This is a genomic window from Erwinia endophytica, from assembly GCF_009295515.1.
GTDB classification, from domain to species: Bacteria; Pseudomonadota; Gammaproteobacteria; order Enterobacterales; family Enterobacteriaceae; genus Erwinia; species Erwinia endophytica.
In genome coordinates this window covers 1-24,774 of the sequence record NZ_RQVV01000037.1, presented here as the reverse complement: position 1 = coordinate 24,774, position 24,774 = coordinate 1, and the positions used below count along the sequence as shown (strand labels likewise).

The 24,774-nt window shown below is 52.6% G+C and carries 23 protein-coding genes, 4 pseudogenes and 2 other annotated features; of the genes and pseudogenes, 11 read left to right on the top strand and 16 right to left on the bottom strand.

Annotated elements, in window-relative coordinates:
• Window positions 1–14: 14 nt before the first annotated feature.
• Window positions 15–458: a hypothetical protein gene (locus EH228_RS11865; RefSeq protein ID WP_152321867.1), complete on the bottom strand. Its 444-nt coding sequence runs from the start codon at window positions 456–458 to the stop codon at window positions 15–17.
• A gap of 60 nt (window positions 459–518) precedes the next feature.
• Entirely contained in the window at window positions 519–731 is a 213-nt protein-coding gene (locus EH228_RS11860) for a hypothetical protein (RefSeq protein WP_152321866.1), read from the bottom strand.
• Between the two features lie 789 nt (window positions 732–1,520).
• Between EH228_RS11860 and dnaX the strand changes: the two genes are divergently transcribed.
• From dnaX to hemH, 6 genes are all read left to right on the top strand, one after another.
• Window positions 1,521–3,467 (top strand): DNA polymerase III subunit gamma/tau, encoded by a 1,947-nt coding sequence (dnaX, locus tag EH228_RS11855; protein ID WP_152321865.1) that lies wholly within the window; start codon window positions 1,521–1,523, stop codon window positions 3,465–3,467.
• Window positions 2,812–2,873: a sequence feature (DnaX frameshifting element), on the top strand. Its footprint overlaps the gene before it by 62 nt.
• Window positions 3,468–3,511: 44 nt before the next feature.
• Window positions 3,512–3,841, top strand: a complete 330-nt coding sequence (locus tag EH228_RS11850) for a YbaB/EbfC family nucleoid-associated protein (RefSeq protein ID WP_034937538.1) — start codon at window positions 3,512–3,514, stop codon at window positions 3,839–3,841.
• Entirely contained in the window at window positions 3,841–4,446 is a 606-nt protein-coding gene (recR, locus tag EH228_RS11845) for a recombination mediator RecR (RefSeq protein ID WP_152321864.1), read from the top strand. Before EH228_RS11850 ends, recR begins: the two co-directional genes overlap by 1 nt.
• Before the next feature lie 99 nt (window positions 4,447–4,545).
• The gene (gene htpG / locus EH228_RS11840; protein ID WP_152321863.1) at window positions 4,546–6,423 is read left to right on the top strand and encodes a molecular chaperone HtpG; all 1,878 of its coding nucleotides are present in this window, start codon (window positions 4,546–4,548) and stop codon (window positions 6,421–6,423) included.
• Window positions 6,424–6,658: 235 nt separating this feature from the next.
• Entirely contained in the window at window positions 6,659–7,303 is a 645-nt protein-coding gene (gene adk / locus EH228_RS11835; RefSeq protein ID WP_152321862.1) for an adenylate kinase, read from the top strand.
• A gap of 120 nt (window positions 7,304–7,423) precedes the next feature.
• Complete coding sequence (gene hemH / locus EH228_RS11830; protein ID WP_152321861.1) at window positions 7,424–8,383, top strand: ferrochelatase; 960 nt, start codon at window positions 7,424–7,426, stop codon at window positions 8,381–8,383.
• A gap of 25 nt (window positions 8,384–8,408) precedes the next feature.
• Here the strand turns inward: hemH and ybaL are convergent, their stop codons facing one another.
• Together ybaL and EH228_RS11820 are read right to left on the bottom strand one after the other, a co-directional pair.
• A complete protein-coding gene (ybaL, locus tag EH228_RS11825; protein WP_152321860.1) occupies window positions 8,409–10,151 on the bottom strand; it encodes a YbaL family putative K(+) efflux transporter in 1,743 nt (580 codons plus the stop codon).
• Window positions 10,152–10,707: 556 nt separating this feature from the next.
• Complete coding sequence (locus EH228_RS11820) at window positions 10,708–11,142, bottom strand: multidrug/biocide efflux PACE transporter (protein WP_152321859.1); 435 nt, start codon at window positions 11,140–11,142, stop codon at window positions 10,708–10,710.
• An 89-nt stretch (window positions 11,143–11,231) separates the two neighbouring features.
• Here EH228_RS11820 and EH228_RS11815 point away from each other — a divergent pair, with 89 nt between their 5' ends.
• Complete coding sequence (locus EH228_RS11815; RefSeq protein ID WP_152321858.1) at window positions 11,232–12,101, top strand: LysR family transcriptional regulator; 870 nt, start codon at window positions 11,232–11,234, stop codon at window positions 12,099–12,101.
• On the opposite strand, the gene ybaK is transcribed toward EH228_RS11815, so the two are convergent.
• From ybaK to copA, 3 genes are all read right to left on the bottom strand, one after another.
• Window positions 12,098–12,577: a Cys-tRNA(Pro)/Cys-tRNA(Cys) deacylase YbaK gene (gene ybaK / locus EH228_RS11810; RefSeq protein ID WP_152321857.1), complete on the bottom strand. Its 480-nt coding sequence runs from the start codon at window positions 12,575–12,577 to the stop codon at window positions 12,098–12,100. The genes EH228_RS11815 and ybaK overlap by 4 nt on opposite strands.
• Before the next feature lie 183 nt (window positions 12,578–12,760).
• Window positions 12,761–13,561: a TraB/GumN family protein gene (locus EH228_RS11805; RefSeq protein WP_152321856.1), complete on the bottom strand. Its 801-nt coding sequence runs from the start codon at window positions 13,559–13,561 to the stop codon at window positions 12,761–12,763.
• A gap of 92 nt (window positions 13,562–13,653) precedes the next feature.
• Window positions 13,654–16,170, bottom strand: a complete 2,517-nt coding sequence (gene copA / locus EH228_RS11800) for a copper-exporting P-type ATPase CopA (RefSeq protein ID WP_152321855.1) — start codon at window positions 16,168–16,170, stop codon at window positions 13,654–13,656.
• 96 nt (window positions 16,171–16,266) lie between these two features.
• On the opposite strand from copA, the gene cueR reads away from it, so the two are divergent.
• On the top strand, window positions 16,267–16,680 hold the full coding sequence (gene cueR / locus EH228_RS11795) for a Cu(I)-responsive transcriptional regulator (RefSeq protein ID WP_152321854.1): 414 nt from the start codon (window positions 16,267–16,269) through the stop codon (window positions 16,678–16,680).
• A gap of 94 nt (window positions 16,681–16,774) precedes the next feature.
• On the opposite strand, the gene EH228_RS11790 is transcribed toward cueR, so the two are convergent.
• The 5 genes and pseudogenes from EH228_RS11790 to EH228_RS11770 form a co-directional block, all read right to left on the bottom strand.
• Window positions 16,775–17,239 carry an NfeD family protein gene (locus tag EH228_RS11790; RefSeq protein ID WP_152321853.1) on the bottom strand — a complete coding sequence of 155 codons (465 nt, stop codon included), beginning with the start codon at window positions 17,237–17,239 and terminating at the stop codon, window positions 16,775–16,777.
• Window positions 17,239–18,153 (bottom strand): SPFH domain-containing protein, encoded by a 915-nt coding sequence (locus EH228_RS11785; protein ID WP_152321852.1) that lies wholly within the window; start codon window positions 18,151–18,153, stop codon window positions 17,239–17,241. Before EH228_RS11785 ends, EH228_RS11790 begins: the two co-directional genes overlap by 1 nt.
• A 233-nt stretch (window positions 18,154–18,386) precedes the next feature.
• A complete protein-coding gene (locus EH228_RS11780) occupies window positions 18,387–19,244 on the bottom strand; it encodes a co-chaperone YbbN (protein ID WP_152321851.1) in 858 nt (285 codons plus the stop codon).
• A gap of 77 nt (window positions 19,245–19,321) precedes the next feature.
• Window positions 19,322–20,095 (bottom strand): SDR family oxidoreductase, encoded by a 774-nt coding sequence (locus EH228_RS11775; RefSeq protein ID WP_152321850.1) that lies wholly within the window; start codon window positions 20,093–20,095, stop codon window positions 19,322–19,324.
• A 31-nt stretch (window positions 20,096–20,126) separates the two neighbouring features.
• A pseudogene (locus EH228_RS11770) lies at window positions 20,127–20,592 on the bottom strand (SGNH/GDSL hydrolase family protein).
• A 9-nt stretch (window positions 20,593–20,601) separates the two neighbouring features.
• Here EH228_RS11770 and EH228_RS11765 point away from each other — a divergent pair.
• Window positions 20,602–20,809 (top strand): annotated as a pseudogene (locus EH228_RS11765) (ATP-binding cassette domain-containing protein); the annotation flags it as partial.
• A 53-nt stretch (window positions 20,810–20,862) separates the two neighbouring features.
• Here the strand turns inward: EH228_RS11765 and EH228_RS11760 are convergent.
• The 4 genes and pseudogenes from EH228_RS11760 to EH228_RS11745 form a co-directional block, all read right to left on the bottom strand.
• Window positions 20,863–21,526 (bottom strand): annotated as a pseudogene (locus EH228_RS11760) (IS6 family transposase).
• Window positions 21,527–21,787: 261 nt separating this feature from the next.
• Complete coding sequence (locus EH228_RS11755) at window positions 21,788–22,012, bottom strand: hypothetical protein (RefSeq protein ID WP_152321849.1); 225 nt, start codon at window positions 22,010–22,012, stop codon at window positions 21,788–21,790.
• 392 nt (window positions 22,013–22,404) lie between these two features.
• Window positions 22,405–22,845: an entry exclusion protein 1 gene (locus EH228_RS11750; protein WP_152321848.1), complete on the bottom strand. Its 441-nt coding sequence runs from the start codon at window positions 22,843–22,845 to the stop codon at window positions 22,405–22,407.
• A 50-nt stretch (window positions 22,846–22,895) separates the two neighbouring features.
• Window positions 22,896–23,072, bottom strand: coding sequence for a hypothetical protein (locus EH228_RS11745; RefSeq protein ID WP_240116282.1), 177 nt, complete (start codon window positions 23,070–23,072; stop codon window positions 22,896–22,898).
• Between the two features lie 190 nt (window positions 23,073–23,262).
• Here EH228_RS11745 and EH228_RS11740 point away from each other — a divergent pair, with 190 nt between their 5' ends.
• Window positions 23,263–23,628 carry a hypothetical protein gene (locus tag EH228_RS11740; protein WP_193323334.1) on the top strand — a complete coding sequence of 122 codons (366 nt, stop codon included), beginning with the start codon at window positions 23,263–23,265 and terminating at the stop codon, window positions 23,626–23,628.
• Between the two features lie 50 nt (window positions 23,629–23,678).
• Window positions 23,679–24,774, top strand: a pseudogene (locus tag EH228_RS11735) (IS3 family transposase); the annotation flags it as partial.
• Window positions 23,987–24,103: a sequence feature (AL1L pseudoknot), on the top strand. It overlaps the preceding pseudogene by 117 nt.

The window sequence follows — 24,774 nt, the reverse complement described above, 5'->3', positions numbered from 1 at the left end:
GGTATTACTCAGCTTCAGGCTGCCAGAACCGCCTGCGCCGCCGTCGGCGCCATCTCCGCCATCCCCACCTTTACCCCCGTTACCGCCTTTACCCCCGTTACCGGGAAGACCGCCAGCTGCCTGCAGACCGTCGATTCCTGCCTCCCCGCCGCTGCTACCTGCTCCCCCATTGCCGCCGGTCTGTCCTGACTGCCCGGCACTGGCATTGCCTCCGGTTCCGCCAATAGTGACTTCAGTGGCGGTAAAATTGCTTGAGGTGATGGTGAGATTTCCGTTCCCACCGACACCGCCGCTGCCTCCGCTACCTCCGCTTGAACCGTTCCCCCCATTGCCTCCATTACCGCCGTTGCCACCATCACCGCCGGAACCCGTAGTACCGCCATTACCGCCATTACCTCCTGCGCCACCAGTACCGCCATCGGTACCGGTTGACGCCAGGCCAGCGGCGCCGCCATCACCACCCGTTCCTCCGATTTGTAGTATCCCCAATTGGCCTTTAACGTTGCGGAGTGATGAGATTACATCCGTTCCAGTAGCTCCTGTATTTCCATCAATGCCAGCGCTACTGCTGGCACCATTGCCACCGGTAACACCATCGCTACCATTGCCTCCGCTGCTACTTCCATTGGCATTTGTTCCGTTACTGCCGCTGCTTCCGTTTGTGGCACTCCCTGCGCTGCTTGCTGAGCTTCCGCTTCCTCCACTCCCCCCTGGAGAGCCGATAACAACATTATCATCATCACTGGCATACGTGATATTTACCGTCCCAAGAAAAGGAAGGCTGATAATAGCTAGTGTGTTGATGATTTTAATTAGAGAGTGATGTGTCGTTTCAGTGAGGATGGTGGAGTCCTTTGGCGTATTTTGCTTTATCATTTTATATTCCATTATATTTTTTTAACAAGATTTTTTAATGCAACTATTACGTTTTATATAATAAAAACCAACATTATCATGCATTAAGTGAGGTTTTTCTGTTTGGGGTTTATTATTTTATTAACATTATCTTGTGAATGTTTAGCAACATCCTGTTTTTTTTGAGACCTTTAATTAAATAATGTCAATCCTTACTTTTACGATTTTAATTAGGAATTAAATGAATTGATACTATTTATTTTAGTATTATTTGTTTTATTCTGACTATGATTGAAAAATATAATCTTATTTTTGTCGAAAGACTTTATATTCTGCCCGTAGAAGATCGGTTACGCATACCTATCCAGTTGACAGTTTTGAGTGGTTTTCACTCAATCATCAATGACGCTCTGTGGTCACTGTATTTCTTTCAGATAATGAGTCATCCCTTAAGTAGCAAGGCCAGAGGTAAGGTGTGGCACACTCAGGAACGGCTATTTAATGACAACATCTATCAGCATGATTTACTCAAAGGTATAGGAATGGCAACAGCCGTGCTGGTACACTACCGTGGGGCTAAACTGCGATTTCATGAGGTCCAGGGAAATGGCTCCCGAAATTATTCGCGATGACGGGTATATCTACAAATCAATGATGACGAGTTAATGAGCTATCAGGTACTGGCCCGCAAGTGGCGTCCGCAAGCGTTTACAGATGTTGTTGGTCAGCAACATGTTCTGACCGCACTGGCTAATGGTTTGTCCCTTGGCCGTATTCATCACGCTTATCTATTTTCCGGCACCCGCGGGGTGGGGAAAACCACCATTGCGCGCCTGCTGGCCAAAGGGCTGAACTGCGAAAGCGGCATTACCGCCACCCCCTGTGGGCAATGTGATAACTGTCGTGAGATTGAGCAGGGCCGCTTTGTTGACCTTATTGAGATTGATGCCGCCTCGCGCACTAAAGTGGAAGATACCCGAGAACTGCTGGATAACGTTCAGTATGTCCCCGCCCGTGGCCGTTTTAAAGTTTACCTGATTGACGAAGTCCACATGCTTTCGCGTCACAGCTTCAATGCGTTGCTGAAAACGCTGGAAGAGCCGCCTGAACATGTAAAGTTCCTGCTGGCGACCACGGATCCACAAAAATTGCCGGTGACTATTTTGTCTCGCTGCCTACAGTTCCATCTGAAGGCGCTGGATGTAGCGGAGATCCGTGGTCAGCTTGAGCACGTATTGCAAGCAGAAAATATTGTTGCAGAAGCGCGGGCGCTACAACTGTTGGCCCGGGCAGGTGATGGCAGTATGCGCGATGCGCTGAGTCTGACTGATCAGGCGATTGCCATGGGCCAGGGGCAGGTCACCACTGCGACAGTCAGCGAGATGCTCGGCACGCTGGATGATGAACAGCCGCTGGCACTGATTGAAGCGTTGGTTAATGCTGATGGCGAGCAGGTCATGTCGCTGCTTAATCAGGCCGCTTCCAGAGGCGTGGAATGGGAAGCACTGCTGGTGGAGATGTTGACGCTGTTGCATCAGGTCGCGATGATCCAGCTGCTGCCTTCCGCGTTAGGCGACGATTTTGTCGCTGTGGAGCAGCGCCTGCGCGAGTTGGCCAGAGTGCTGCCGCCAACCGATGTGCAACTGTATTACCAGACCCTGCTGGTGGGACGCAAGGAGTTGCCGTTAGCGCCGGACCGCCGCATGGGGGTGGAAATGACCCTGCTGCGCGCGCTGGCTTTTCATCCTAAACAGGGGGTTGCCGAGCCAGTCGCCTGCCCGACTATCGCACTGTCAACTCAGCCAGCGTCAACCCCTGTTCCGGCGCCAACCCAGACAGGAACTGTCGCTACCGAGGCTACCATACCCACGCCCGCGATGCAGGCGACGCCCTCCCCGACGGACTTGCCCGACACCACCAGTCAGCTATTGCAGGCGCGAATGCAGTTAATGCGTCAGCAAGGGGGGAACAAAGCAAAAAAGAGTGAACCGGCGGTGCAGAATGCGCGGCCGGCAAGTTCGGCACTGGAGCGGTTGGCTTCGGTGACCGATCGCGCTCAAAAGCGGCAGGTTGTTGCTGAGCCGACGGCACAGGTCAAAAAAGAAGCTTATCGCTGGAAGGCGCAGACCGCCGAGGTGAAGGTGGAACCGGTCGCCACGCCGAAAGCCTTACGTTCGGCACTGGAGCATGAAAAAACCCCGGAACTTATGGCGAAGCTGGCGGTTGAGTCGCAACTGCGTGATAGCTGGGCCGCTGAAATAGCTGCCCTGACGTTGCCGAAACTGGTACAACAATTGGCGCTAAATGCCTGGAAGGAACAGACGGAAAACGGCATTACGCTGCATCTGCGTTCCAGTCAGCGCCATCTAAATTCTGCTTCTGCGCAAAAAATTTTAACCGAAGCGTTGAGTGAAGCGGCTGGTCATCCTGTTGAATTAACGCTGATTGAAGACGATAATCCGGCGGTGTTGACGCCGCTGGAATGGCGTCAGAAGATTTACGAAGAAAAGCTGGCGCAGGCGCGTCAGGCTATTATTGCGGATAATCATATTCAGACGTTGTGTCGGTTTTTCGATGCGGACGTGGATGAAGAGAGTATTCGCCCCCTTTGAAACGCTGCGCTCCTGAGTGCGGCTCGATCTTGAGAGAGAAAACTATGTTTGGAAAAGGCGGACTGGGTAACCTGATGAAGCAGGCCCAGCAAATGCAGGACAAAATGGCCCAGGTGCAGGAAGAAATTGCCGCGATGGAAGTGACCGGTGAATCAGGCGCAGGTCTGGTGAAGGTCACCATCAACGGTGCGCACAACTGCCGTCGGGTGGAAGTCGATCCCAGCCTGCTGGAAGACGACAAGGAGATGCTGGAAGATCTGGTGGCTGCCGCTTTTAATGATGCCGCCCGCCGTATTGCTGAAGCGCAGAAAGATAAAATGGCGGCAGTCTCCAGTGGTATGCAACTGCCGCCTGGTTTTAAGATGCCGTTCTGATGCAGACCAGTCCGCTCCTTGAAAGCCTGATGGAGTCGCTGCGTTGTCTGCCGGGCGTTGGGCCGAAGTCTGCTCAGCGCATGGCATTCCAGCTTTTGCAGCGTGATCGTAGCGGGGGAATGCGCCTGGCTCAGGCGTTGACGCGAGCGATGTCAGAGATAGGGCATTGTGCCGATTGCCGGACCTTTACCGAGCAGGAAATCTGCACCATCTGCGCCAATCCGCGTCGTCGGCAAAACGGCCTTATTTGCGTGGTGGAAAGCCCGGCAGACATTCATGCCATTGAGCAGACCGGGCAGTTTGCGGGGCGCTACTTTGTGCTGATGGGTCACCTGTCTCCGTTGGATGGTATTGGTCCCCATGATATTGGTTTGGACCGGCTTGAGCAGCGGTTGGAACACGAGACGATTCAGGAAGTGATCCTTGCAACCAACCCGACCGTGGAAGGGGAGGCGACGGCCAACTATATTGCTGAAATGTGTGGGCAGTATGGTGTTGAAGCCAGCCGTATTGCACACGGTGTGCCGGTGGGCGGCGAGCTGGAAATGGTTGATGGCACCACCTTGTCACATTCTCTGGCCGGGCGTCATAAGATTAGATTTTAGTCATCCAACGGCACGATCTTGTCGTGCTGTCTTGAAATCCTGCCAATTGCCCCCATTGTTCACCTCAACCTATACCAATACGTATTAGATGAGGTAGCAATGACCATGAAAGGACAAGAGACGCGTGGTTTCCAGTCAGAAGTAAAACAGCTTCTGCACCTGATGATCCATTCCCTCTACTCAAATAAAGAAATCTTCCTGCGCGAGTTGATCTCCAACGCGTCTGATGCCGCTGACAAACTGCGTTTTCGCGCGTTGTCCACACCGGATCTTTATCAGGGAGATGGCGACCTGCACGTCCGGGTTTCGGTTGATAAAGAGCAACGTACCCTGACGTTGAGCGACAACGGTATCGGGATGACGCGGGACGAAGTCATTGAGAATTTGGGCACTATTGCTAAATCTGGTACCAAATCTTTTCTGGAATCAATGGGGTCTGATCAAGCGAAAGACAGCCAGTTGATCGGTCAGTTCGGTGTGGGCTTTTACTCGGCGTTTATCGTGGCGGATAACGTTTCTGTGCGTACCCGGGCTGCAGGCGCAAGTGCTGATGAAGGCGTATTATGGGAATCAGCGGGCGAAGGTGAATACACGGTTGCTGACATCACCAAAGACGATCGTGGTACCGAGATAACCCTGCATCTGCGTGAAGGCGAGGAAGAATTCCTCGATACCTGGCGTGTGCGCAGTATCATCAGTAAGTATTCTGATCATATCGCGTTGCCGGTAGAAATCGAAACCCACAACGAAGAAGACAACACCACCCATTGGGAAAAAATCAACAAAGCTCAGGCGCTGTGGACACGTAGTAAGTCAGAGATCAGCGAGGATGAATATAAAGAGTTCTATAAGCACATCTCTCATGATTTTGCTGATCCACTGACCTGGAGCCACAACCGTGTGGAAGGTAAGCAGGAATACACCAGCCTGTTGTATATCCCCGCGAAGGCACCGTGGGACCTGTGGAACCGCGATCATAAACACGGATTAAAACTGTACGTGCAGCGTGTGTTTATCATGGACGATGCCGAGCAATTTATGCCGAACTACCTGCGCTTCGTGCGGGGGCTGATCGATTCCAGCGATCTACCTCTTAACGTCTCGCGTGAAATTCTGCAGGACAGCCGTGTCACGCAGAACTTGCGTAACGCCCTGACCAAACGTGTGTTGCAGATGCTGGAGAAAGTGGCAAAAGACGATGAAGCACAGTATCAGCAGTTCTGGCAGCAATTTGGTCTGGTGCTGAAAGAGGGGCCGGCGGAAGACGCTGGCAATATAGACATTATTGCCAAACTGCTGCGTTTTGCGACCACCAGCAGTGAAGGAACGGCACAAACCGTCTCGCTGGAAGACTATGTCAGCCGTATGGTGGAAGGCCAGGATAAGATTTACTACATCACTGCCGACAGCTATGCCGCCGCGAAAAGCAGTCCTCACCTGGAGCTGTTCCGTAAGAAAGGTATTGAAGTTCTGCTGCTCTCCGATCGCATCGATGAGTGGATGATGAGCTACCTCACCGAGTTTGACGGCAAGCCATTCCAGTCCGTCAGTAAAGCGGATGAGTCGCTGGCTAAGCTGGCCGATGAGGAAGAAAGCGAAGAGCAAAAAGAAGCAGAGAAAGCGCTTGAGCCGTTCGTTGAGCGGGTGAAAACATTACTGGGCGATCGCGTGAAGGAAGTGCGTCTGACCCATCGCCTGACTGACACCCCGGCGATTGTCACCACGGATGCGAACGATATGAGCACCCAGATGGCGAAACTGTTTGCCGCTGCGGGACAGACGGTGCCGGAAGTGAAGTATTTGTTTGAGCTGAACCCGGACCACGCCCTGGTGAAACGCGCGGCTGACACACAGGACGAAGCGCGCTTCGCGGAGTGGATTGAATTGCTGTTGGATCAGGCGATGTTCGCTGAGCGCGGTACGCTGGAAGATCCAAACCTGTTTATCCGCCGAATGAACCAGTTGTTGCTGGGGTAATACATCGTACAAACCACGTATGATGCAACGTATGGGATGTTTCATCAGATTGGGAATACTAACGCGTTTCGCCTCAGGACAGGGCGAAACGCGTTGTCATGGATGACATTTTTTTATCCTCCGGCTACATCGGTGTCGGTTAACCGAGGCGTTCCTTGTGGATAAAGGATCATGATGGTATGTTCTTGGCCTACATAATTTGATTATTGAAGCGATTCGCAAGGGGATTTACGCAATGCGTATTATTCTGCTCGGTGCACCGGGTGCAGGTAAGGGGACTCAGGCTCAGTTCATTATGGAGAAATATGGTATTCCGCAAATCTCCACGGGTGATATGTTGCGTGCGGCAGTTAAGGCCGGCAGCGAACTGGGTAAAAAAGCCAAAGAGATCATGGACGCAGGCAAACTGGTTACCGACGAACTGGTTATCGCGCTGGTGAAGGAGCGTATCGCTCAGGATGATTGCCGTAACGGTTTTCTGCTGGACGGTTTTCCGCGGACTATTCCTCAGGCTGATGCCATGAAGGACGCCGGGATTAAAATCGACTGTGTACTGGAGTTTGCCGTGCCTGACGAATTGATCGTTGATCGTATCGTCGGCCGCCGTGTCCATGCGCCATCTGGCCGCGTGTATCACGTTACCTTCAATCCACCTAAAGTACCCGGTAAAGACGACGTGACTGGCGAAGCCTTGACCACCCGTAAAGACGATCAGGAAGAGACTGTGCGCAAGCGCCTGGTGGAATATCATCAGATGACAGCGCCACTGATTGCTTATTACAGTAAAGAAGCGGCATCCGGTAGTACCGCTTATTATAAAATCGATGGTACCCGTAAAGTGTCTGAAGTTAGCGCCGAGCTGGCGAAGATCCTCGGCTAAGTCGTCAGGGGTCGGATATCGCTGGCCCCTCCCTACTGCAGCAATTGGTTTTCCCTCCGCAATTTTCCGCTAGAATAAGTCTCGTTTTCATTTCTGCAGATGCCTGGATAAGGAATAATAATGCGGCAAGACAAACCCGGCGTGCTACTGGTAAACCTTGGAACGCCAGACGCCCCGACCACGCCTGCTGTTAAACGCTATTTGAAACAGTTTCTCAGTGACAGTCGAGTGGTGGATACCCCGCGCTGGTTGTGGTGGCCGATTCTGAATGGTGCGATTTTGCCTGTCCGCTCTCCGCGTGTTGCTAAACTTTATGCTTCGGTATGGATGGACGAAGGTTCGCCATTATTGGTTTATAGTCAGCGTCAGCGAGATGCACTGGCGGCACGATTGACTATGCCGGTTGAACTGGGCATGAGTTACGGTAATCCCGGTCTGAAAACGGCTATCGACAAACTGATGGCGCAAGGCATTACCCGATTGATAGTTTTGCCACTTTATCCACAGTTCTCCTGTTCGACGGTGGCGGCGGTGTGGGATGGCATCACGCAAGTTTTCGCTGGCTATCGTTGTCTTCCTTCGGTGCAGTTTATTCGTGATTACGCAGAACATCCGATGTATATCGCCGCGCTGAAAGCCTCTGTTGAACGCTCGTTTGCGAAGCATGGTACGCCGGATTTACTGGTGATGTCCTTTCATGGCATTCCGCAACGCTTTGCCGATGAAGGGGATGATTATCCTCAGCGTTGTCATGATACTCGTGATGCGCTGATGGCGGCCCTGGGCTTGACCAGTCAGAATGTGATGCTGACTTTTCAGTCCCGTTTTGGGCGTGAGCCGTGGCTGACGCCATACACGGATGAAACCATGCGATCACTGCCAGCGAAAGGCATTAAGCATGTACAAATCATGAGCCCCGGTTTTTCTGCGGACTGCCTGGAAACCCTGGAAGAGATCAGTGAACAAAATCGTGAGTTCTTCCTCCGGGCGGGCGGCACCCGGTTTGCCTACATTCCGGCGCTGAACGATGACGAGCTGCACATTGAGATGATGGCGGATTTGGTTAACAGCCAGAACTAACCTTCAGTCAGGGAAGGGAAGCCACTCACTCCGGGCGTATTTCAGCCTTGCCGCCCGGAATGACGTTTCTACTGGGGGCGAGAGAGCAAACCGGGCACGTTTTGGTGATTTCATGCGAGTCAACGGCCATCAGATTTAGCATGCTGTTGGCGATTTCCCTTTCCCCCATCACCACCCGATCGGCTCCGTGTTCAGTGAGGTACGCCACCTCATCGTCATAGTGGGCACGGGCAATGATGTCGAGCGTTGGGTGTTTTTCCCTGGCTGACGTCACAATCTCACCCGCTTCATAGCCGTTAGGAATGGTCAGCAGTAGCCAGTGGGCGCAGTCAAGGCGCGCCAGCGCCATCGTTTCTGCGCGGGCAGCATTACCCAGTACGGCGTTGATTCCCTGTTCTCTCAGCGCGGTTACGCGCGTTCGGTTGTTTTCCACGACCACAATCGGCACGCCGTTTGCCAGTAGTTTGTGCCCCAGCAGGCTGCCGACACGGCCAAAACCAACCACCACCGCATGGTTGCAGATATCCACCGTGATCTGTTTTTCCTCTTCGGGAGGTGTGGTTTTTGTCTGCTCATTAAGAGGGGCGGTTTTATCGAGATAACGCTGAAGTACGGTAAAGAGAAGCGGGTTAATCATGATCGACAGGATAGCACCTGCAAGCACCAGATTGCGGCCTTGCTCAGTGAGCAGGTTGAGTGAAATGCCCAGGCCCGCGAGGATAAAGGCGAACTCGCCAATTTGCGCCAGGCTGACCGCAATCGTCAAGGCGGTACGACGGGAGTAGCCGAACAGGTGTACCAGCATCAGCGCCGCAAGGGATTTACCCAGCACGATGATCATCAATACACCGATAACCGCCAGCGGGGAATGGACCAGGATAGTCGGATCGAAGAGCATGCCAACCGAGACAAAAAATAGTACGGCAAAGGCATCACGTAGTGGCAGGGTGTCGTGTGCGGCGCGATGACTGAGTTCGGATTCGTTCAGCACCATTCCGGCAAAGAACGCGCCGAGGGCGAAGGAGACATCAAAAAATTCCACCGCGCCGAAGGCGATGCCCAGCGCCAAAGCCAGAACAGAAAGGGTAAACAGTTCGCGAGAACCGGTGGCGGCACTGTGTGCCAGGATCCAGGGGACAGCACGGCGACCTACCCCCATCATCAGTATCATAAAGGCCGCTACTTTGCCGATCGTTATCAACAGATCAAACAGTACCATACTGACGCTGGCGCTGCCTTGTTCAAACATTCCGGCCACGGCGGGCAGTAGCACCAGCGCTAATACCATCACCAGATCTTCCACAATCAACCAGCCAATAGCGATCTGCCCACGCTGACTGTCAATCAGTTGGCGTTCTTCCAGTGCGCGCAGCAGCACTACGGTACTGGCCGTGGAGAGACACAGCCCGAACACCAGACCGGTTAGCCAGGACCATCCCATAGTCCAGGAAAACCCCATCCCCAGTAAGGTAGCGACGGCTATCTGGGCAATGGCACCAGGAATAGCAATGGCTTTAACCGCCATCAAATCTTTTAGCGAGAAATGCAGACCCACACCGAACATCAGCAGGATGACCCCCAGTTCGGCCAGTTCAGGCGCCAGATTGGTATCAGCGACAAATCCTGGAGTGAAGGGACCGGCCAGTACGCCCGCCAACAAATAACCGACCAGAGGAGAGATACGCAGCTTATTGGCTAACATACCCAGGAGGAAGGCGAGAAGCAGTCCTCCTACAATGGTGGTGATGAGCGGGGTAGTGTGGTGCATGCCTCTCTCCTTAGGTTGATAAATATGTCCGGATGTAAGAATTAAGTGTATGACATAATTGGCAATACCGCCTGGTATAAATAGCGAAAATGACAGTAAAAATCAATTAACGCATTAATATCCATTTAGATGTCTTCTTTTACTTGTAATGTTTTTTAATTTATTGATTTTCATGTTATTTATTTTTTATTAAAACACATTATATTTTTATTTAAATGGTTTTTTTATGGAGATGTTGCGCTAATACAATAGAAATGAAAGGTAATAGTGGCTTGATTGGGAATAATAAGCGTGATGGTCGGCAGCCACAGTCAGGTTGGCGGTTCATTCAGGCGGCAAATCCCCCGTTCCGGTGAGAAATAATGGTTGTCGATGCCAGTTAAGGAAAGTGTAAATACCCGGTTGACTAAACTGCCCTGGGAACACTGGCATCTGTCCGCCCCTCGTCAGCCACAAACTGTAGGGTATTACGCCCAGGGGCATGTCCAGATCCGTGGCTGATTAATGTCGACAATGATGCGATGACTCACCCGTGAGTAACGACAGGGGGAGATTTTTATACCCGGTATTCAGCGCGCTGAACCCACTTTTCACGCAGCCAGTCATATAACCAGTTATAGCCGATAGTGTAGGGCAGGAAGAAGATGAAAAAAGCCACTTCCAGCATAAATGCCTGTAATAACGAGATGTCCAGCATCCAGGCGGCAATCGGCAGACCGAACAGAATAAATCCCCCCTCGAACCCCAGCGCATGCAGAATGCGCAACGGCCAGTTGCGCTCTGCCTTGTCTGATGGATAAAGGCTATCGAACAGCGAGTTGTAAATCATGTTCCAGAACATCGCCGCAGTCGAAAGCAGAACAGCTAACGTGCCCATTTGAAACAGTGGTTTCGCCATAATCCAGGCAGCCAGAGGCGAGACCAGCAGGATCGCCAATATTTCAAAGCCTGCGGCATGATAAAAACGTTCTTTCAGTGTCCGGATGCGCATAAATGCTCCTTCAGTGATTTCTGGACACTATTTTCCGCTGAAATTTTGCTAAGATAAAATGAACACCTATCGATAAAAGCGATATTTTTATGCGTTATTCACCGGAATCATTACAAGCATTTGTTCAGACTGTGGAAAGTGGCTCGTTTTCTGCGGCTGCCCGGGCGTTGCATAAAAGCCAGTCCACCATTAGTGCCGCAGTGGCAAATCTTGAAACCGACCTCGGCTTCAGGCTGTTCAGCCGCGACTCTCGTTCGCCGGTGTTAACGGAGAATGGCCGAAGAGCATTGGCACAAGTCAGGGACATTCTTGCGGCCAGCGCTCAGCTCGACGAGCTGGCTGTCCGGTTGGCAGGTGAAGTGGAACCGCGCCTCAGTCTGGCTGTTTCTGACTTCTGGCAAACGGATTACCATGAATCACTGTTGAAACGCTTTGCGACGCGTTTCCCGGATATCGAATTTGAATGCATGATCGCTGAAGATGCTGATGTGATCGATTTATTGCAGGCGGGCAGGGCGCATATCGGGGTGATTCGGGTGCAGCCTGATTATCCGGCTGATATTGTTACTTCGCGGTTGCAGGTTGAGGCGCAGATGGCGATCTATCTGCATCATCAGCACCCGTTGGCGCAACAGCAGCGAGTCAGCCAAACGGCATTGAAGTCGGTACGTCAGCTGTGTCTGAATACCTGGATTGAGAATGAACGCCAGCAATCAGGAACGGGCATCTGGTCTGCGCCTTCTTATTTACTGTTGCTGGAAATGGCTGAACAGGGATTCGGCTGGAGTATTTTGCCGCGCTGGTTGGTGCAACAGTTTGGTCACCAACTGTTGCGCGAGCTGCCGGTTAGCGGCTGGCCGCAGCGTATCTCGGTGGATGCAGTATGGTCACGTAGCACCCCACCTGGGCCGGCAGGGTACTGGATGATTGATCAACTGCAGGGGCAAGCACCCGACTAATCTCTACGAGAGATAGCGGCAAAAGAGGCATTCAGCTGGTGCGCCAGATCCTGAGCGGCCAGTTCAATCTCCAGTCCACGCTTGCCGCCGGAAACAAAAATTGTCGGGAATTGCTGCGCCGATTGATCAATGACGGTTGGCAGCCGCTTTTTCTGACCAAGCGGGCTAATGCCACCCACCAGATAACCGGTAGTGCGCTGAGCAATCTGCGGATCGGCCATCTCAACTTTCTTCACCCCCAGCGCTTTCGCGACGTTTTTTAGATCCAACTGTCCGACGACGGGGGTTACCGCCACCGCCAGAGTTTTGTTGTCGCCATTCAGCGCCACCAACAATGTTTTGTACACCTGGTTCGCATCCTGGTTCAGTTTGGAAACCGCTTCATCGCCAAAATGGGTCTCGCTATTGTCATGTTCGTAAGCATGTAACTTGAATTTTACTTTTTGTTTTTCAAGGAGTTTTACTGCAGGTGTCATGAAAATGGTCCTTCTAAAAAAATAAGCGGTAAATGGTTAGCCGCTGATGAAGAATAATACTGGCTAAAATTCAGGCTTTGAGCGACAATCTGCTCCCCATCAGCAACCCGATTGTTGATGGATAACTAAAATCATAAAAAAAATTCTTCTTTGACGGGCCGATAGTAATATTGGCCTTTTTTTTCAGTTGTTTTTTAGTAAATCGGGCAAATTATCTTCACCATAAAGGTGCAGGGCGCCGACAGCCACTACGTATTTCCCGGGCGGGAGTTCACGTAGAGCCTGGGACCAATGCTGGTTACGCTGCCGAATCAGTACGTCATTCAACGCACGGTTAAAGGTGTTGGTCAGCGTAGTCTGATGACTGGATGGTGGGCTTTCCAGCCACCAACTGATCATTGTTTGCAACAGCCGCGCGTTGGTATGCCAGTGCGTCAGCGTATCTTCCAGCAGTGAAAGTCCGTTATTGGGCAGCCTTTTCAACAGCGCCAGTTGGTTTTCCGTCCCTTCCAGTTCAATCACTTTTTTCTGCCGCGCATGGGCGGCTTTGAGTAGTTGAAAATCAATGCCGTAATCAGACTGCAGCCCAAGACGTTGCGCCTGTTGTGCTTGCAGCATCAGCGCTACCTGCCAGGCGGGGAGTGTATCAATCATTTCACTGTCTATCGCCACTTCCTCACACCGACGTAACAGATGAGCCATCTGTTCGGCAGACAGACGCTCTGCCAGCGGTGGGCATATTTCACTCTCGCTAAACGGTGACGCGCCGGTGCTAATATCCGCTTCCACAATCAGCGCATCCGCGCGATCCAACTGCGCTTGCAAGGTGGCAGGCAACGGCATCATGGTCTGGGTACCCATATGAATGCTGCCGACCAGGTGCAGATGACAGTGGTCGAAGATGATATCTTGTGCCGGATAGGCATAGCGAGTCGGAGAGAATTGTCGCCACAGGGCGGCGACCTTACACCATCGTGTTCCCATATTCTGTGCCTTATTGCTGATTGCTCCAATGCTAACGCTTTAACTGGCTGAGGAACAGGGGAAAAACAGACGTCAACTCGCTCAGGAGAGGTTTATTTGTTGGCTGGGGGGCGATAGCGGATCAACCGGTTAGCATTACTCACCACGGTAATAGAAGATAGCGCCATCGCGGCCCCCGCCACTACCGGACTGAGCAGTGTGCCGGTCAGTGGATATAGCACGCCAGCCGCAACAGGGATGCCGCAGGCGTTATAAACAAAAGCACCCAGCAGGTTTTGCTTCATGTTGCGTAGCGTGGCTTTGGCGATAGCAAGGGCATCGGCCAGCGTCGTCAGATCGTGGCGCATCAGCGTGATCCCCGCGGTTTCAATTGCCACATCGCTGCCGCTGCCCATCGCGATGCCAACATCGGCTTGCGCCAGCGCGGGCGCATCGTTAATGCCATCGCCAATCATCGCCACGTGATGACCCTGCTGTTGCAGATCGCGGATAGCGTCTGCTTTGCCTTCCGGCAGGACCCCCGCGATCACCTTGTCCAGCCCCGCTTCTTGCGCGATTGCTCTGGCGGTTAGCTCATTGTCGCCGGTCAGCATGACTAACTGATAGCCGCGTCCACGTAGTCGCTTCAGCGCCGACACGCTTGTTGAGCGCAGCGGATCGCGTATTGAAAACATGGCCTTGAGCTCGCCATCTACGGCGAGTAACACCGGGGTGATGCCTTGCGCTGAGTGGGAGGCTATTATAGCCTCTGCCTGAGTGATGGTGATATTCTGCTGAGCCAGCAGCGCGCTGTTTCCCAGCAATAACTCCATGCCGCCTAGCGTACCGCTCACTCCCATACCTCGCAGGGTTCGGAATTGTGTCATCGCGGGAATGGCGCGTTTTCCGGCTCTCGCCAGGATGGCGTGGGCCAGTGGATGTTGCGAACCCTGTTCCAGTGCAGCTGCCCAGAGCAGAGCCTGCTCTTCATTGATACCGTTAAACAGCGTTATCTCCGTCACGCTCGGCATGCCTTCGGTCAGGGTGCCGGTTTTGTCGAACACCAGTATCGACAAGGCACTGGCGCGTTGCAACGCATCGGCATCACGTACCAATACACCAAACTCGGCTGCCCGGCCAACGCCGGCAATAATCGACATTGGCGTTGCCAGTCCAAGCGCGCAAGGGCAGGCGATAATCAGGACGGTGGTGGCGATGACCATGGTGTAAACGATCTGTGGCGCAGGGCCGACGAAATACCAGACCGCCGCACTCAGCATGGCGATAGCGACAACGACTGGAACAAACACCGCTGAGATGCGGTCAGCCAGTTGGCCGATCTCCGGTTTGCTGCTTTGCGCCTGACGTACCAGATTGATAATACGCGACAGCGTGGTGTTTTTACCGACGGCGCTGGCGGTAAAGACGACGCTACCATCCTGCATTACCGTCCCGGCATGCACTTTGTCACCCTGAGTCTTTTGTTGCGGCAGGGCCTCGCCGGTGAGCATCGCCTCATTCAGCCACGCTTCTCCCTGACTGATAATGCCATCTACGGGGACGCGATCACCGGTCGTCAGGCGCAGTATCATGCCCGGTTGTACTTCACTTAATCCGACGATCTTTTCTCCGGATGCGGTGACTACCCGGGCGGTGGGGGGCGTGAGATCCAACAGACGCTCAAGCGCCTGTGAGGATCGCTGGCGTGCCCGTTGCTCCAGCATATGACCCAGATTAATCAATCCGATAATCATCGCGCTGGCTTCGTAATAAAGATGGCGGGCTTCATGCGGAAAAATATCAGGCCACAGATTGACGGTTATCGAATAGAGCCAGGCCGCAGCGGTCCCCAGAGCTACCAGCGTATCCATTGTGGCTGAGCCTTTCAGCAGGCTACGCCACGCGCTACGATAAAAATGACCTCCGGCGACGATCATCACCAACAGGGTTAACAGGCCAATTGTTAGCCAGACATTGCGATTGTCGGCGGTCAACATCATATTGTCGCCGATCATTCCCCACATCATCAGTGGGATACCCAGCGTTAGCGCCAGTATGGCCTGCCAGCGGAAACGATGCATGGCTTTAGTCGCTTTTTGCTGTTGCTTTTCACGGCGTTCGTTATCATCTTCGATAATTTCTGCATCGTAACCGGCATCCTTCACTGCCTGGATCAATACGTTGGGGGCGACTTTACCCAATACCAGCGCACTGCGTTCGGCCAGATTAACGCGAGCCTGACTGACGCCGGAAACATGTTGCAATGCGGTTTGCACCCGGCTGACACAACTGGCGCAGCTCATGCCATCAATCAGCAGATGGAAACTTTTTGTATCCTGTGCCGGAAGCTGAGTGGGCTCCGCTGTCAGCGCTTCCGGCTGAATGTCTGATTCTGTCAGCGGTTCAGGCTTTGGGGGGGGCTCTGTCCCCTGTGCCTGCGTTGCATGGTAGCCTGCCTGCTCGATGGCGGCGATCAGTTCTTCGGCGTGAGCATTGCCACTCACACGCGCTTCGGTGATTGACACCTCAGCCTGATCCACATCGGAGCGTTGCTCCAGCGTTTCTTTTACCCGTTTTACGCAGTGGCCACAGGACAGGCCTTCCAGCGTCAATAAAATAGTTTGTGACATGGTACGAACTCCTGATTACCGGGTTTGACCCCGGTAAGGTTTTACAGTAGTTATGCAGGTTAAACCTTCCAGCAAGGTAAAGGTCAAGGAGACAATATGAATATCAGCGATGTGGCCCGTAAAACAGGGCTGACCAGCAAAACCATTCGTTTTTACGAGGAGAAAGGGCTGGTTACGGCACCGCAGCGCAGTGAAAATGGTTATCGTAGTTACACGGCAAAACACCTCGAAGAACTGACTCTGTTACGTCAGGCACGACAGGTTGGATTCAATCTGGAGGAGTGCCGTGAAATGGTCTCACTGTTCAATAATCCCCAGCGCCATAGCGCCGATGTTAAAGCCCGCACACTGAATAAAGTGGCAGAAATTGAGTCACATATTCGTGAGCTGACCCTGATGCGGGAGCGGTTGCTGACTCTGGCCGAAAGTTGCCCTGGAGATGAAAGCGCCGACTGCCCGATAATCAATGATCTGGCCGGATGCTGTCACGATAAAAAAAGCCCGAAGTAGCCTATATACCGATGACATTAGCTTTAACTTCGCCCTGGCTATTCCGGCAAGCATAACCAGGGTTCTGCTGTCTGTGACGCCGACGGTGATGACCTCAGCCAACTGAGTTTTCTGTGTGCTTGATAATCCGCAGGGTAATCCCCTCGACCGCCACTACGGTGACGTGCGTCCCGGCAGGGAAATCCTCTTTTGCCACTACGCGCCAACTGCTGTCGCCAATGTTCACATGGCCAAAGCCATCGACCAGCGGTTCATTCAGGGTTAGTTTACGGCCAATCATTTGTTTACCGCGCTGGTTGAGGAAGGAGGGGGGCTGATTACGATTATGGCCTTTTAGCCAGTGATACCATCCTACGGCGGATAATATTGTCAGCACGGCAAAGCTGATGCCCTGCCATTCCCACGATAGCGGCACCAGCCACACCAGCAGGCTGACCAGCAATGCCGCTATACCGCTCCATAGCAGATAACCGCTGGTCCCCAGCATTTCAGCTGCCAGCAATATGCCCCCGACCGTCAGCCATCCCCACCACGGGGTTGCGAGCAGTTCGGCGACCATCAGCGTCCTCGTTCTTTTTTGGTTTCGCTCAGCAGTTCGGAAATTCCGGCGAGAGATCCCATCAAGCTGGTGGCATCCAGCGGCATCATCACCATTTTGCTGTTGCTGGAGGAGCCGATCTTCTGCAAGGCATCCGTGTATTTCTGTGCAACGAAGTAGTTGATGGCTTGAATGTCACCGGCGGCGATAGCTTCTGAAACCATTTTAGTGGCGGCGGCTTCTGCCTGAGCACTACGTTCCCGCGCTTCCGCCTGTAAGAATGCGGATTGCCGTTCGCCTTCAGCTTTGAGGATTTGCGACTGTTTCTCCCCTTCCGCACGCAGGATGGCAGCCTGACGTACCCCTTCAGCTTCCAGAATATCGGCTCGCTTGGTTCGCTCGGCTTTCATTTGCGCGTTCATTGACGCGATCAACTCCGCAGGTGGACGTACATCACGGATTTCGATACGGGTGATTTTAATCCCCCAGGGGTTGGTTGCCTCGTCAACAATACGCAGTAGTCGGGTATTGATATTGTCGCGCTGGGACAGCATCTCATCGAGTTCCATTGAACCGAGGACTGTACGCATATTGGTCATGGTCAGATTAATGATCGCCAGTTCAAGATTACTGACTTCATAGGCCGCGCGAGCAGGATCCACGGCCTGAATAAAACAGACGGCATCAATGGTGACGCTGGCGTTGTCTTTGGAAATGATCTCTTGCGAGGGAATGTCGAGTACCTGCTCCATCATGCTGATCTTGCGACCGACTCGATCCATAAACGGCACCAGCAGATTCAGGCCGGGTTGCAGGGTTTTGGTATAGCGACCAAAGCGTTCCACCGTCCACTGATAGCCTTGAGGGACAATTTTTACGCCAGACCAGACGACGATCAGCGCCAGGATAATAATGACAGGAAGGACAGTGAGCATATAACCTCCAGATTGTTGGTCGAGTACCGAATGATTCCCTTCGGTGTTCCACTTTATACTTCGCGTTGCAATTGCTCCAGCTACCCCAGTTATTTACCTGAAACTTCCGGGGGTTGCTGTGACGCCGTCCTGGATCCCACTTAGGGAGCCAGAACCAACGTTGTTCAAATCAGTTTTTGAGCGATTTGTCACATCAATTGCCGCGATGCTGCAACACGAATTGTTTTGTGGAGTCAGTACAATAAAGAATAAAGCTGTCGGCGATATTTCGCTGCCAGCGCATCGCCGGTACCCAGCGCCGCCAGGATCTCTTGCAGTATTGTACGCGCCTGACCGTTTGCCGCACTTAAATCTTTCTTCAGATGATTGAACAGCAGTTCCAGCGCTTCTTCATTACGGCCAACCTGATGCAATTGCAAGGCCAGTTTGGTTGCCAGTTCGGCATTATCCGGATCGGCGGTCATTTGCTGCTGCAATTGCTGGATTTCCGGTGTGTCGGCGGCTTGTTTCAGCAGATCTATCTGGGCAATCAGCCCCTGATAGCGGGTATCTTTATCCTGCAATGGCACGGTGTCCAGAACTGTCTGTGCTTCATCGCTGCGGTTGAGGGCTATCAGCGCTTCGGCCAGCAGAAAGCCCATCTCACTGTTCTGCTTGCTCAGTTGCCAGGCTTCTTTCAGTAGCGGTAGCGCTTCCAGTGTCTTGCCTTCCTGCATCAATTGTCTACCTTGTTGCGCCTTCAGTTCTTCTTCTTTCGGCAGTACTTTGTGCAGCAACGAGCGGATCGCCTCTTCTGACTGTGGTCCCTGGAAGCCATCCACCGGCTGGCCGTTTTGGAACAGATAAACGGTCGGAATGGCGCGTAAGCCAAACTGCTGGGCCACAGCGGGTTCAGCATCGCAATCCAGTTCCGCCAGAATGAACTGGCCGGCATATTCCTGCGCCAGACGTTCCAGCAGTGGTGTCAGTGTCTGACAGTGCTGGCTACGGGCCGACCAGAAATAAAACAGAACCGGCGTCTGCATTGACTGCTCCAGTGTCTGGTGCAGGTTGGTTTCGTTAATGCTAATGATGTCTGCTTGTGGTGACATGAATTCGTCTCTTTTACAGGGTTTCTTACTTTATTGGGGCGGTGCCCCGCGCTTCAAGGTTTATTCTCGTTATCCGCTTATTTACCGCGCAAAATGCGATCCAGTATCCAGCCTGGAAGTAAACGCCGTAACAGCGTCATCACGTGGGCGACGATGGTCACGGGATAGCGCAGACAGGGTTTTTTACTCTCCAGGGCATGATGAAGTTTAGGTAAAATTGCCTCAGGCGGCAGGGTAAAACGGGCGGCAATACCCGGGTTTTTTACAGGATTGTTCCGCTGCGTCTGATTGACGTTATCGGTGAAGCGGCTTTTGATCGGGCCGGGCTCAATCAGGCTAACGTGAATGCCGCTGCCGTGCAATTCCATGCGTAATGCATCTGACCAGGCTTCCAGCGCGTATTTACTGGCGGCGTAAATACCCCGGCCCGGAGTGGAGATCAGCCCCAACACCGAACTGGTATTGATAATCCGTGCGTCGCCGCTGGCCCGCAGGGCTGGCAATAGCAAGGTGGTCAACTGATGTGTGCCAAAAAGGTTAGTGGCGAACTGTTGTTCCACCTGTTCGCGACTGATGGATTCCAGTGGACCGTACACGCCATAGCCGCCGTTATTAAACAGGGCGAATAGCCGGTTATCGCTGAGTTCAAGGATTTGTTCAGCCGCACGGGATACGCTGTCGCGGTCATTCAGATCCAGTTCTATGCCGGTAAATCCCAGTTCATCCATGCGCACCACGTCTTGTGGTTTGCGGCAGGCGGCGAAGATCCGATAACCTCGGCGCAGTAAATCGTTGGCGGCAACCAGACCGATCCCACTGGAACATCCGGTTATTACTATAATTTTTTGCATAACTTTACCTGTCAATAGCCTGCAAATCTGTTCACTCATGTTTAACTAATGGTGCCAGTTCTTTATCCAGCAGTTCGGTAATAAACGGTTGAGCAGCGGCAGAGGGATGGATGCCATCTGACTGCATCCATTGGGGGTTCAGATAGACCTGTTCCATAAAAAAAGGCACCAGCGGGACAGCAAACTCTTTGGCCAGTTTGGGGTAAATCCGACTGAAAGCCTCGGTATAACGGCGGCCGTAGTTGGCGGGCAAACGGATTTGCATCAGTAACGGTTGTGCGCTCGCCGCTTTCACCAGCGTGATGATTTTACTCAGATCTTGTTCGATATTCTGCGGTGGAAAACCGCGTAAACCATCACTGCCGCCATTTTTCATTGAGTAACGCTGGCCATGCTGTGGTTGCGGGCATTCGGTAACCCGCGCTCAGACTGTAGCCGAGTACCAGCAGGGTATCTGCCGCCATCGCGCGTAACGTCGTCAGCGTCAATAATAACAGGACAAGGTAATGCCAGCGGAAAACATTGTTGAATGTTCATCGTCTTAGTAAGTCCGTCGGTCAGGGAGAACATCGGTTGTCCATCCTTACCGGAGTTGAGCTGGTTGTCAAACCGGCTGAAACTATCGCGCTGATCGGTGAGTCGGGTTCCGGTAAATCGACATTGTTAGGTATTCTGGCGGGTCTGGATGACGGCAGTGAAGGGGAGGTATTTATGCGGTTCTGTCGCATTAACGGCAGCAGTGTGACAAAAATCATGTTGACTGTTTTTCAGACTGTTAACAGATAAAACTGTTCTGCCGGGAACATCCCGTCCCCGGCCGGGCGCTGATATTGCCCTTTACGTATCATGTGAATCAGTTCAATGCTGGCCAGAATGGCCTGTGCCCGGCGGAACGACTTAAATCCCAGCATCAAACGTATTCGTCGTTTGATATTCCGGTGGTCCTGCTCAATCAGATTGTTCAGATACTTACTCTGCCTGACCTTAATGTGCTCATCGTCTTCTCTGCCGGCGTTAAGCACCGCGAGTGCTGCTGTATTCGCTCCACTTTTGTCTATGGTCACTACTTCTGGCCGGCCGTGATGTCGGATGGCCTTACGAAAGAAGCGCAGAGCAGCTGAGGCATCACGCTTCGCCGTCAACTACCCGGTACAGGTATTTCCACTTGCCTCTCACCCTGATGTCCGTTTCATCCATTCGCCATCGGTGGCCCATGGAACGTTTATGCCGACGGAACGCCTTATCCAGCAGTGGGACAAGACGAATAACCCAGCGGTGAAGTGTGGAATGGTCAACGACGATCCCACGCTCTACCATCATCTCTTCGAGATTGCGCAGGCTGAGTGAGTACGCCAGGTACCAGCGGACACTCTGGGCTATTACATCAGCGGGATAATGCAGGCGTTTGAAGGCTTTTCTGGTCAGGGGCATGGGCAGGCAACATCACAAAAACAAAACAGCATGTTACCTGATGGGCCGCTTAATGCGACAGAACCAAAAAAAGCCCCGCAGGGCTTTTTGCTTATGATTTACCGCGACACTCACGACACCAACTCTGATTCGTTGCCCCAGAAGGAATAGTCCGATAGCCGAACAACGTCAGTAATTCGGCGGCAGTTTTTGCTGTGGTCTTCCTGCATTTTGGACATACGTGAGGAAGGGCTACTGTTCCTGACATTAAATGTTTTTTCCTTAATTGTATTGACGCCAGTGAGCCGGAGTATCGCGATCCTGGAGATGGCGCTCACGAGCTACATGTACCACGAAATCCATACTAATAGCCCAGTCAGCCGCATCTTTTTGTGTGTTGGTTTTCTTCACTTCTTTACCATCGACAATTACCACGTGATGTTCAGTGGTGGCATGTTTATTCGTGGATGTTGGTCTGTGTTCTACATACGCATGTTTTTTACTCATTTTCCCACCTTTTTTCCGTACAACAATGTGCCGTACGCCTTCACATATTATGTTGCCGAGGCCGGATTTCAATATTAATCCCTTCTTTTTTTATGGTTATTCGCTTGCGTTCACAATTCTGGTTAAAACAGGGGATTAGCTTAAAAGTCCGTTTAATTAGACAGGAGTGAAGAGTGAAAAAATTATAACGTTACTGATGGTTGTGACGCTTGGTGCTATGTCTGCATCAGCAATAGCATGTCCGAAAGGCGAGCATCCGCATGGCGGAACTGGCTCTCATCACAAAGGAGGGTATTGCTCGCCTTAGACTCAGACTTGATGGCCCGCACAAGCGGGCTTTTTCCTGTCCGACATATAACGGGTGTGATGTTCAATCCGGGCGACCGGCACGGTCACTCTGCGCCGGGGCGAAACAGGCGCGACCAGAACCCGCGTTTCTTTTCCTGCGCCAGTGCGTCAGTCAGCCGGCTTATCTCCGCCTGCAGCTGCTCCCGTTCCTCATCCCGCTGGCGATTTTCCGCTTCCCGAGCGGCCTTATCCTCGATCATCAGGGTGACGGTCTGCTGCAGTGCATCCAGCTTCTGCTGAATAGCCTCTAACTGCGGATTTTCCGCCGGCATATCGCCTTTTTTTGACTGTCCCTTTCTGTGCCTTTTCGGTGTCTCACTGGTACGGAGTTCACCGTAAGCTCGGATTAGTTCGCTGGTTTCGAACTCCCGGCGGTCATCCTTCCCTGTCCGGTAGCTGACAAGGCCTTTAGCCATGTCCCGGTATAATTGCGACCGCGATTTTCCGGTTAATTTCAGGGTGTCCTGAACAGTGTGCCATGCCATAAAAATGACAGTGTCCCGTTAGTGTCTCATCGTAAAAGCATAACCCATCTTCAGCGCCGGCGGATTACTGGTTTCCAGCTGAAGGTATTTTCCGCCGCCTCATGCTCCAGCCTTCGGGCCAGCTGCGCCTCACTGGCTTGCCGGTCGGCCTGAATGGATGCGAGCACCCTGTCCCGAACCTGTAGCTTGATGTCCTTTGGCAGTTTTTTATTGCCTTTCAGGCCCATAGCCAGCGCCTGCGCGACAAATGCATCCGCCAGCCGTTTTTCTTCGGTGGGAGTGAGTTTTTTTGTGTTTCATAAGGTGTCTCCAGGACAGTCATGTGCCAGTAACATATTATAACACAGGGGAAACTCTGGTTAAGTCTTGTCCGGTGTATGATGAGGACTTAACCCTGTTAAGAATAAGTAATTTCCTGTGAAAACCAGCTTCCCGGCGCGTAAGGCGAATGGTGAGGATTACGCGAGCCTGAACGAGATTATGACCTGTATCGGGCGGGAGCCGCACGGCTCCTGGCTGGCCGGCACCAATAAAATGTGGCATGGCGGAATACACCTGACAGATGTGACGGCTCCCGGCGCGGTACTGAGTGAGATCAATGCTGATAAGGCCGTTCCGCTTCAGTGTATGGCCGACAGTGAGATTGTGGCTTGGCGTATCAACCGCGACTACCTAGCTGGTCATTACCTTAAAATGCCCTATCAATATTCCACGACCTTCCTGTTGGTAAAATCCCTTTTCAGGCTGACAGCGCCAAACCGGAAAGCGGGCTGGATATATTGAACCGTCCCGGGTTTCTTGGAGACTAAACTCTCAGTGAAAGGAGATCTCAAATGAAATCACAATCCGCCAAACGCTATCCCCCTGAACTGTGTGAGCGCGTTGTCAGAATGTTGTGGGAACACCGTGATGAGTATGACTCTGAGCCGGATGCCATTCGTGCCATCTCGTCAAAAATCGGATGTCATTACGACACCTTACGAGCTTGGTTGCGTCAGCATAAAAATGATGTCCGTGGTGGTGTCAGCCTCGTCAGCACTGATGATGGCGGACTGAGCACCAATGAGCACCAGCGTTTAAAAGAACTGGAACGTGAGAATCGGGAGCTACGCCGCAGCAATGATATATTGCGTCAGGCCTCAGCTTATTTTGCTCAGGCGGAGCTCGACCGCCACTGGAAAAAATAATGCCACTGATGCAGCGTCTGAGTGGTACACACGGGGTCGGGCCGGTATGTCGCGAACTGGATATTGCCTCGTCGACATATTACTGGCATCAGCAACGCCGGCGGTATCCGGAGAAATGTAGCCAACGAGAAAAGTGCGATGCTCAAATCAGCCAGGAGATAAAACGTGTTTACGAAGAAAATTACAGTGTTTATGGCGCACGAAAAGTCTGGCGTCAGTTACTCCGCGAAGGCTTTAGTGTTGCCCGGTGTACTGTTGAACGCCTGATGAAAATAATCGGTCTTCGGGGCGTACTCCGCGGCAAAGTCATCAGAACCACGCTCGGTCGCAAAGCAGCGACAGCAGCGGATCAGGTAAACCGCCAGTTCGTGGCAGAACGTCCCTGTCAGCTTTGGTGTGCAGATTTTACGTACGTCAGCACCTGGCAGGGCTTCGCCTATGTGGCTTTCATCATCGATGTGTTCGCGGGCACGATCGTTGGCTGGCGAGTCTCATCGTCGATGGTAGCAAGGTTCGCGCGATGCACTGGAACAGGCTCTGTGGGCACGTCGCCCCTCAGGTACAATTCATCACCCGGACAAGGGCTCCCAATACGTGTCCTTGGCGTACACCCAACGGCTGCAGGAGGCGGAGCTGTTGGCATCGACAGGCAGCACAGGCGACTCTTACGACTCTTACGACAGGGCTGGATCGTACTTTGTTAAAAAAATGGAACTAACTCATAATTCTATGATCTCACTGT

Coding starts and splice junctions, on each gene's coding strand:
- EH228_RS11860 (WP_152321866.1), bottom strand. CDS start 731: ATGTTGTTATCGGCTCTCCAGGGGGGAGTGGAGGAAGCGGAAGCTCAG.
- dnaX (WP_152321865.1), top strand. CDS start 1,521: ATGAGCTATCAGGTACTGGCCCGCAAGTGGCGTCCGCAAGCGTTTACA.
- EH228_RS11850 (WP_034937538.1), top strand. CDS start 3,512: ATGTTTGGAAAAGGCGGACTGGGTAACCTGATGAAGCAGGCCCAGCAA.
- recR (WP_152321864.1), top strand. CDS start 3,841: ATGCAGACCAGTCCGCTCCTTGAAAGCCTGATGGAGTCGCTGCGTTGT.
- htpG (WP_152321863.1), top strand. CDS start 4,546: ATGACCATGAAAGGACAAGAGACGCGTGGTTTCCAGTCAGAAGTAAAA.
- adk (WP_152321862.1), top strand. CDS start 6,659: ATGCGTATTATTCTGCTCGGTGCACCGGGTGCAGGTAAGGGGACTCAG.
- hemH (WP_152321861.1), top strand. CDS start 7,424: ATGCGGCAAGACAAACCCGGCGTGCTACTGGTAAACCTTGGAACGCCA.
- ybaL (WP_152321860.1), bottom strand. CDS start 10,151: ATGCACCACACTACCCCGCTCATCACCACCATTGTAGGAGGACTGCTT.
- EH228_RS11820 (WP_152321859.1), bottom strand. CDS start 11,142: ATGCGCATCCGGACACTGAAAGAACGTTTTTATCATGCCGCAGGCTTT.
- EH228_RS11815 (WP_152321858.1), top strand. CDS start 11,232: ATGCGTTATTCACCGGAATCATTACAAGCATTTGTTCAGACTGTGGAA.
- ybaK (WP_152321857.1), bottom strand. CDS start 12,577: ATGACACCTGCAGTAAAACTCCTTGAAAAACAAAAAGTAAAATTCAAG.
- EH228_RS11805 (WP_152321856.1), bottom strand. CDS start 13,561: ATGGGAACACGATGGTGTAAGGTCGCCGCCCTGTGGCGACAATTCTCT.
- copA (WP_152321855.1), bottom strand. CDS start 16,170: ATGTCACAAACTATTTTATTGACGCTGGAAGGCCTGTCCTGTGGCCAC.
- cueR (WP_152321854.1), top strand. CDS start 16,267: ATGAATATCAGCGATGTGGCCCGTAAAACAGGGCTGACCAGCAAAACC.
- EH228_RS11790 (WP_152321853.1), bottom strand. CDS start 17,239: ATGGTCGCCGAACTGCTCGCAACCCCGTGGTGGGGATGGCTGACGGTC.
- EH228_RS11785 (WP_152321852.1), bottom strand. CDS start 18,153: ATGCTCACTGTCCTTCCTGTCATTATTATCCTGGCGCTGATCGTCGTC.
- EH228_RS11780 (WP_152321851.1), bottom strand. CDS start 19,244: ATGTCACCACAAGCAGACATCATTAGCATTAACGAAACCAACCTGCAC.
- EH228_RS11775 (WP_152321850.1), bottom strand. CDS start 20,095: ATGCAAAAAATTATAGTAATAACCGGATGTTCCAGTGGGATCGGTCTG.
- EH228_RS11755 (WP_152321849.1), bottom strand. CDS start 22,012: ATGAGTAAAAAACATGCGTATGTAGAACACAGACCAACATCCACGAAT.
- EH228_RS11750 (WP_152321848.1), bottom strand. CDS start 22,845: ATGGCATGGCACACTGTTCAGGACACCCTGAAATTAACCGGAAAATCG.
- EH228_RS11745 (WP_240116282.1), bottom strand. CDS start 23,072: ATGGGCCTGAAAGGCAATAAAAAACTGCCAAAGGACATCAAGCTACAG.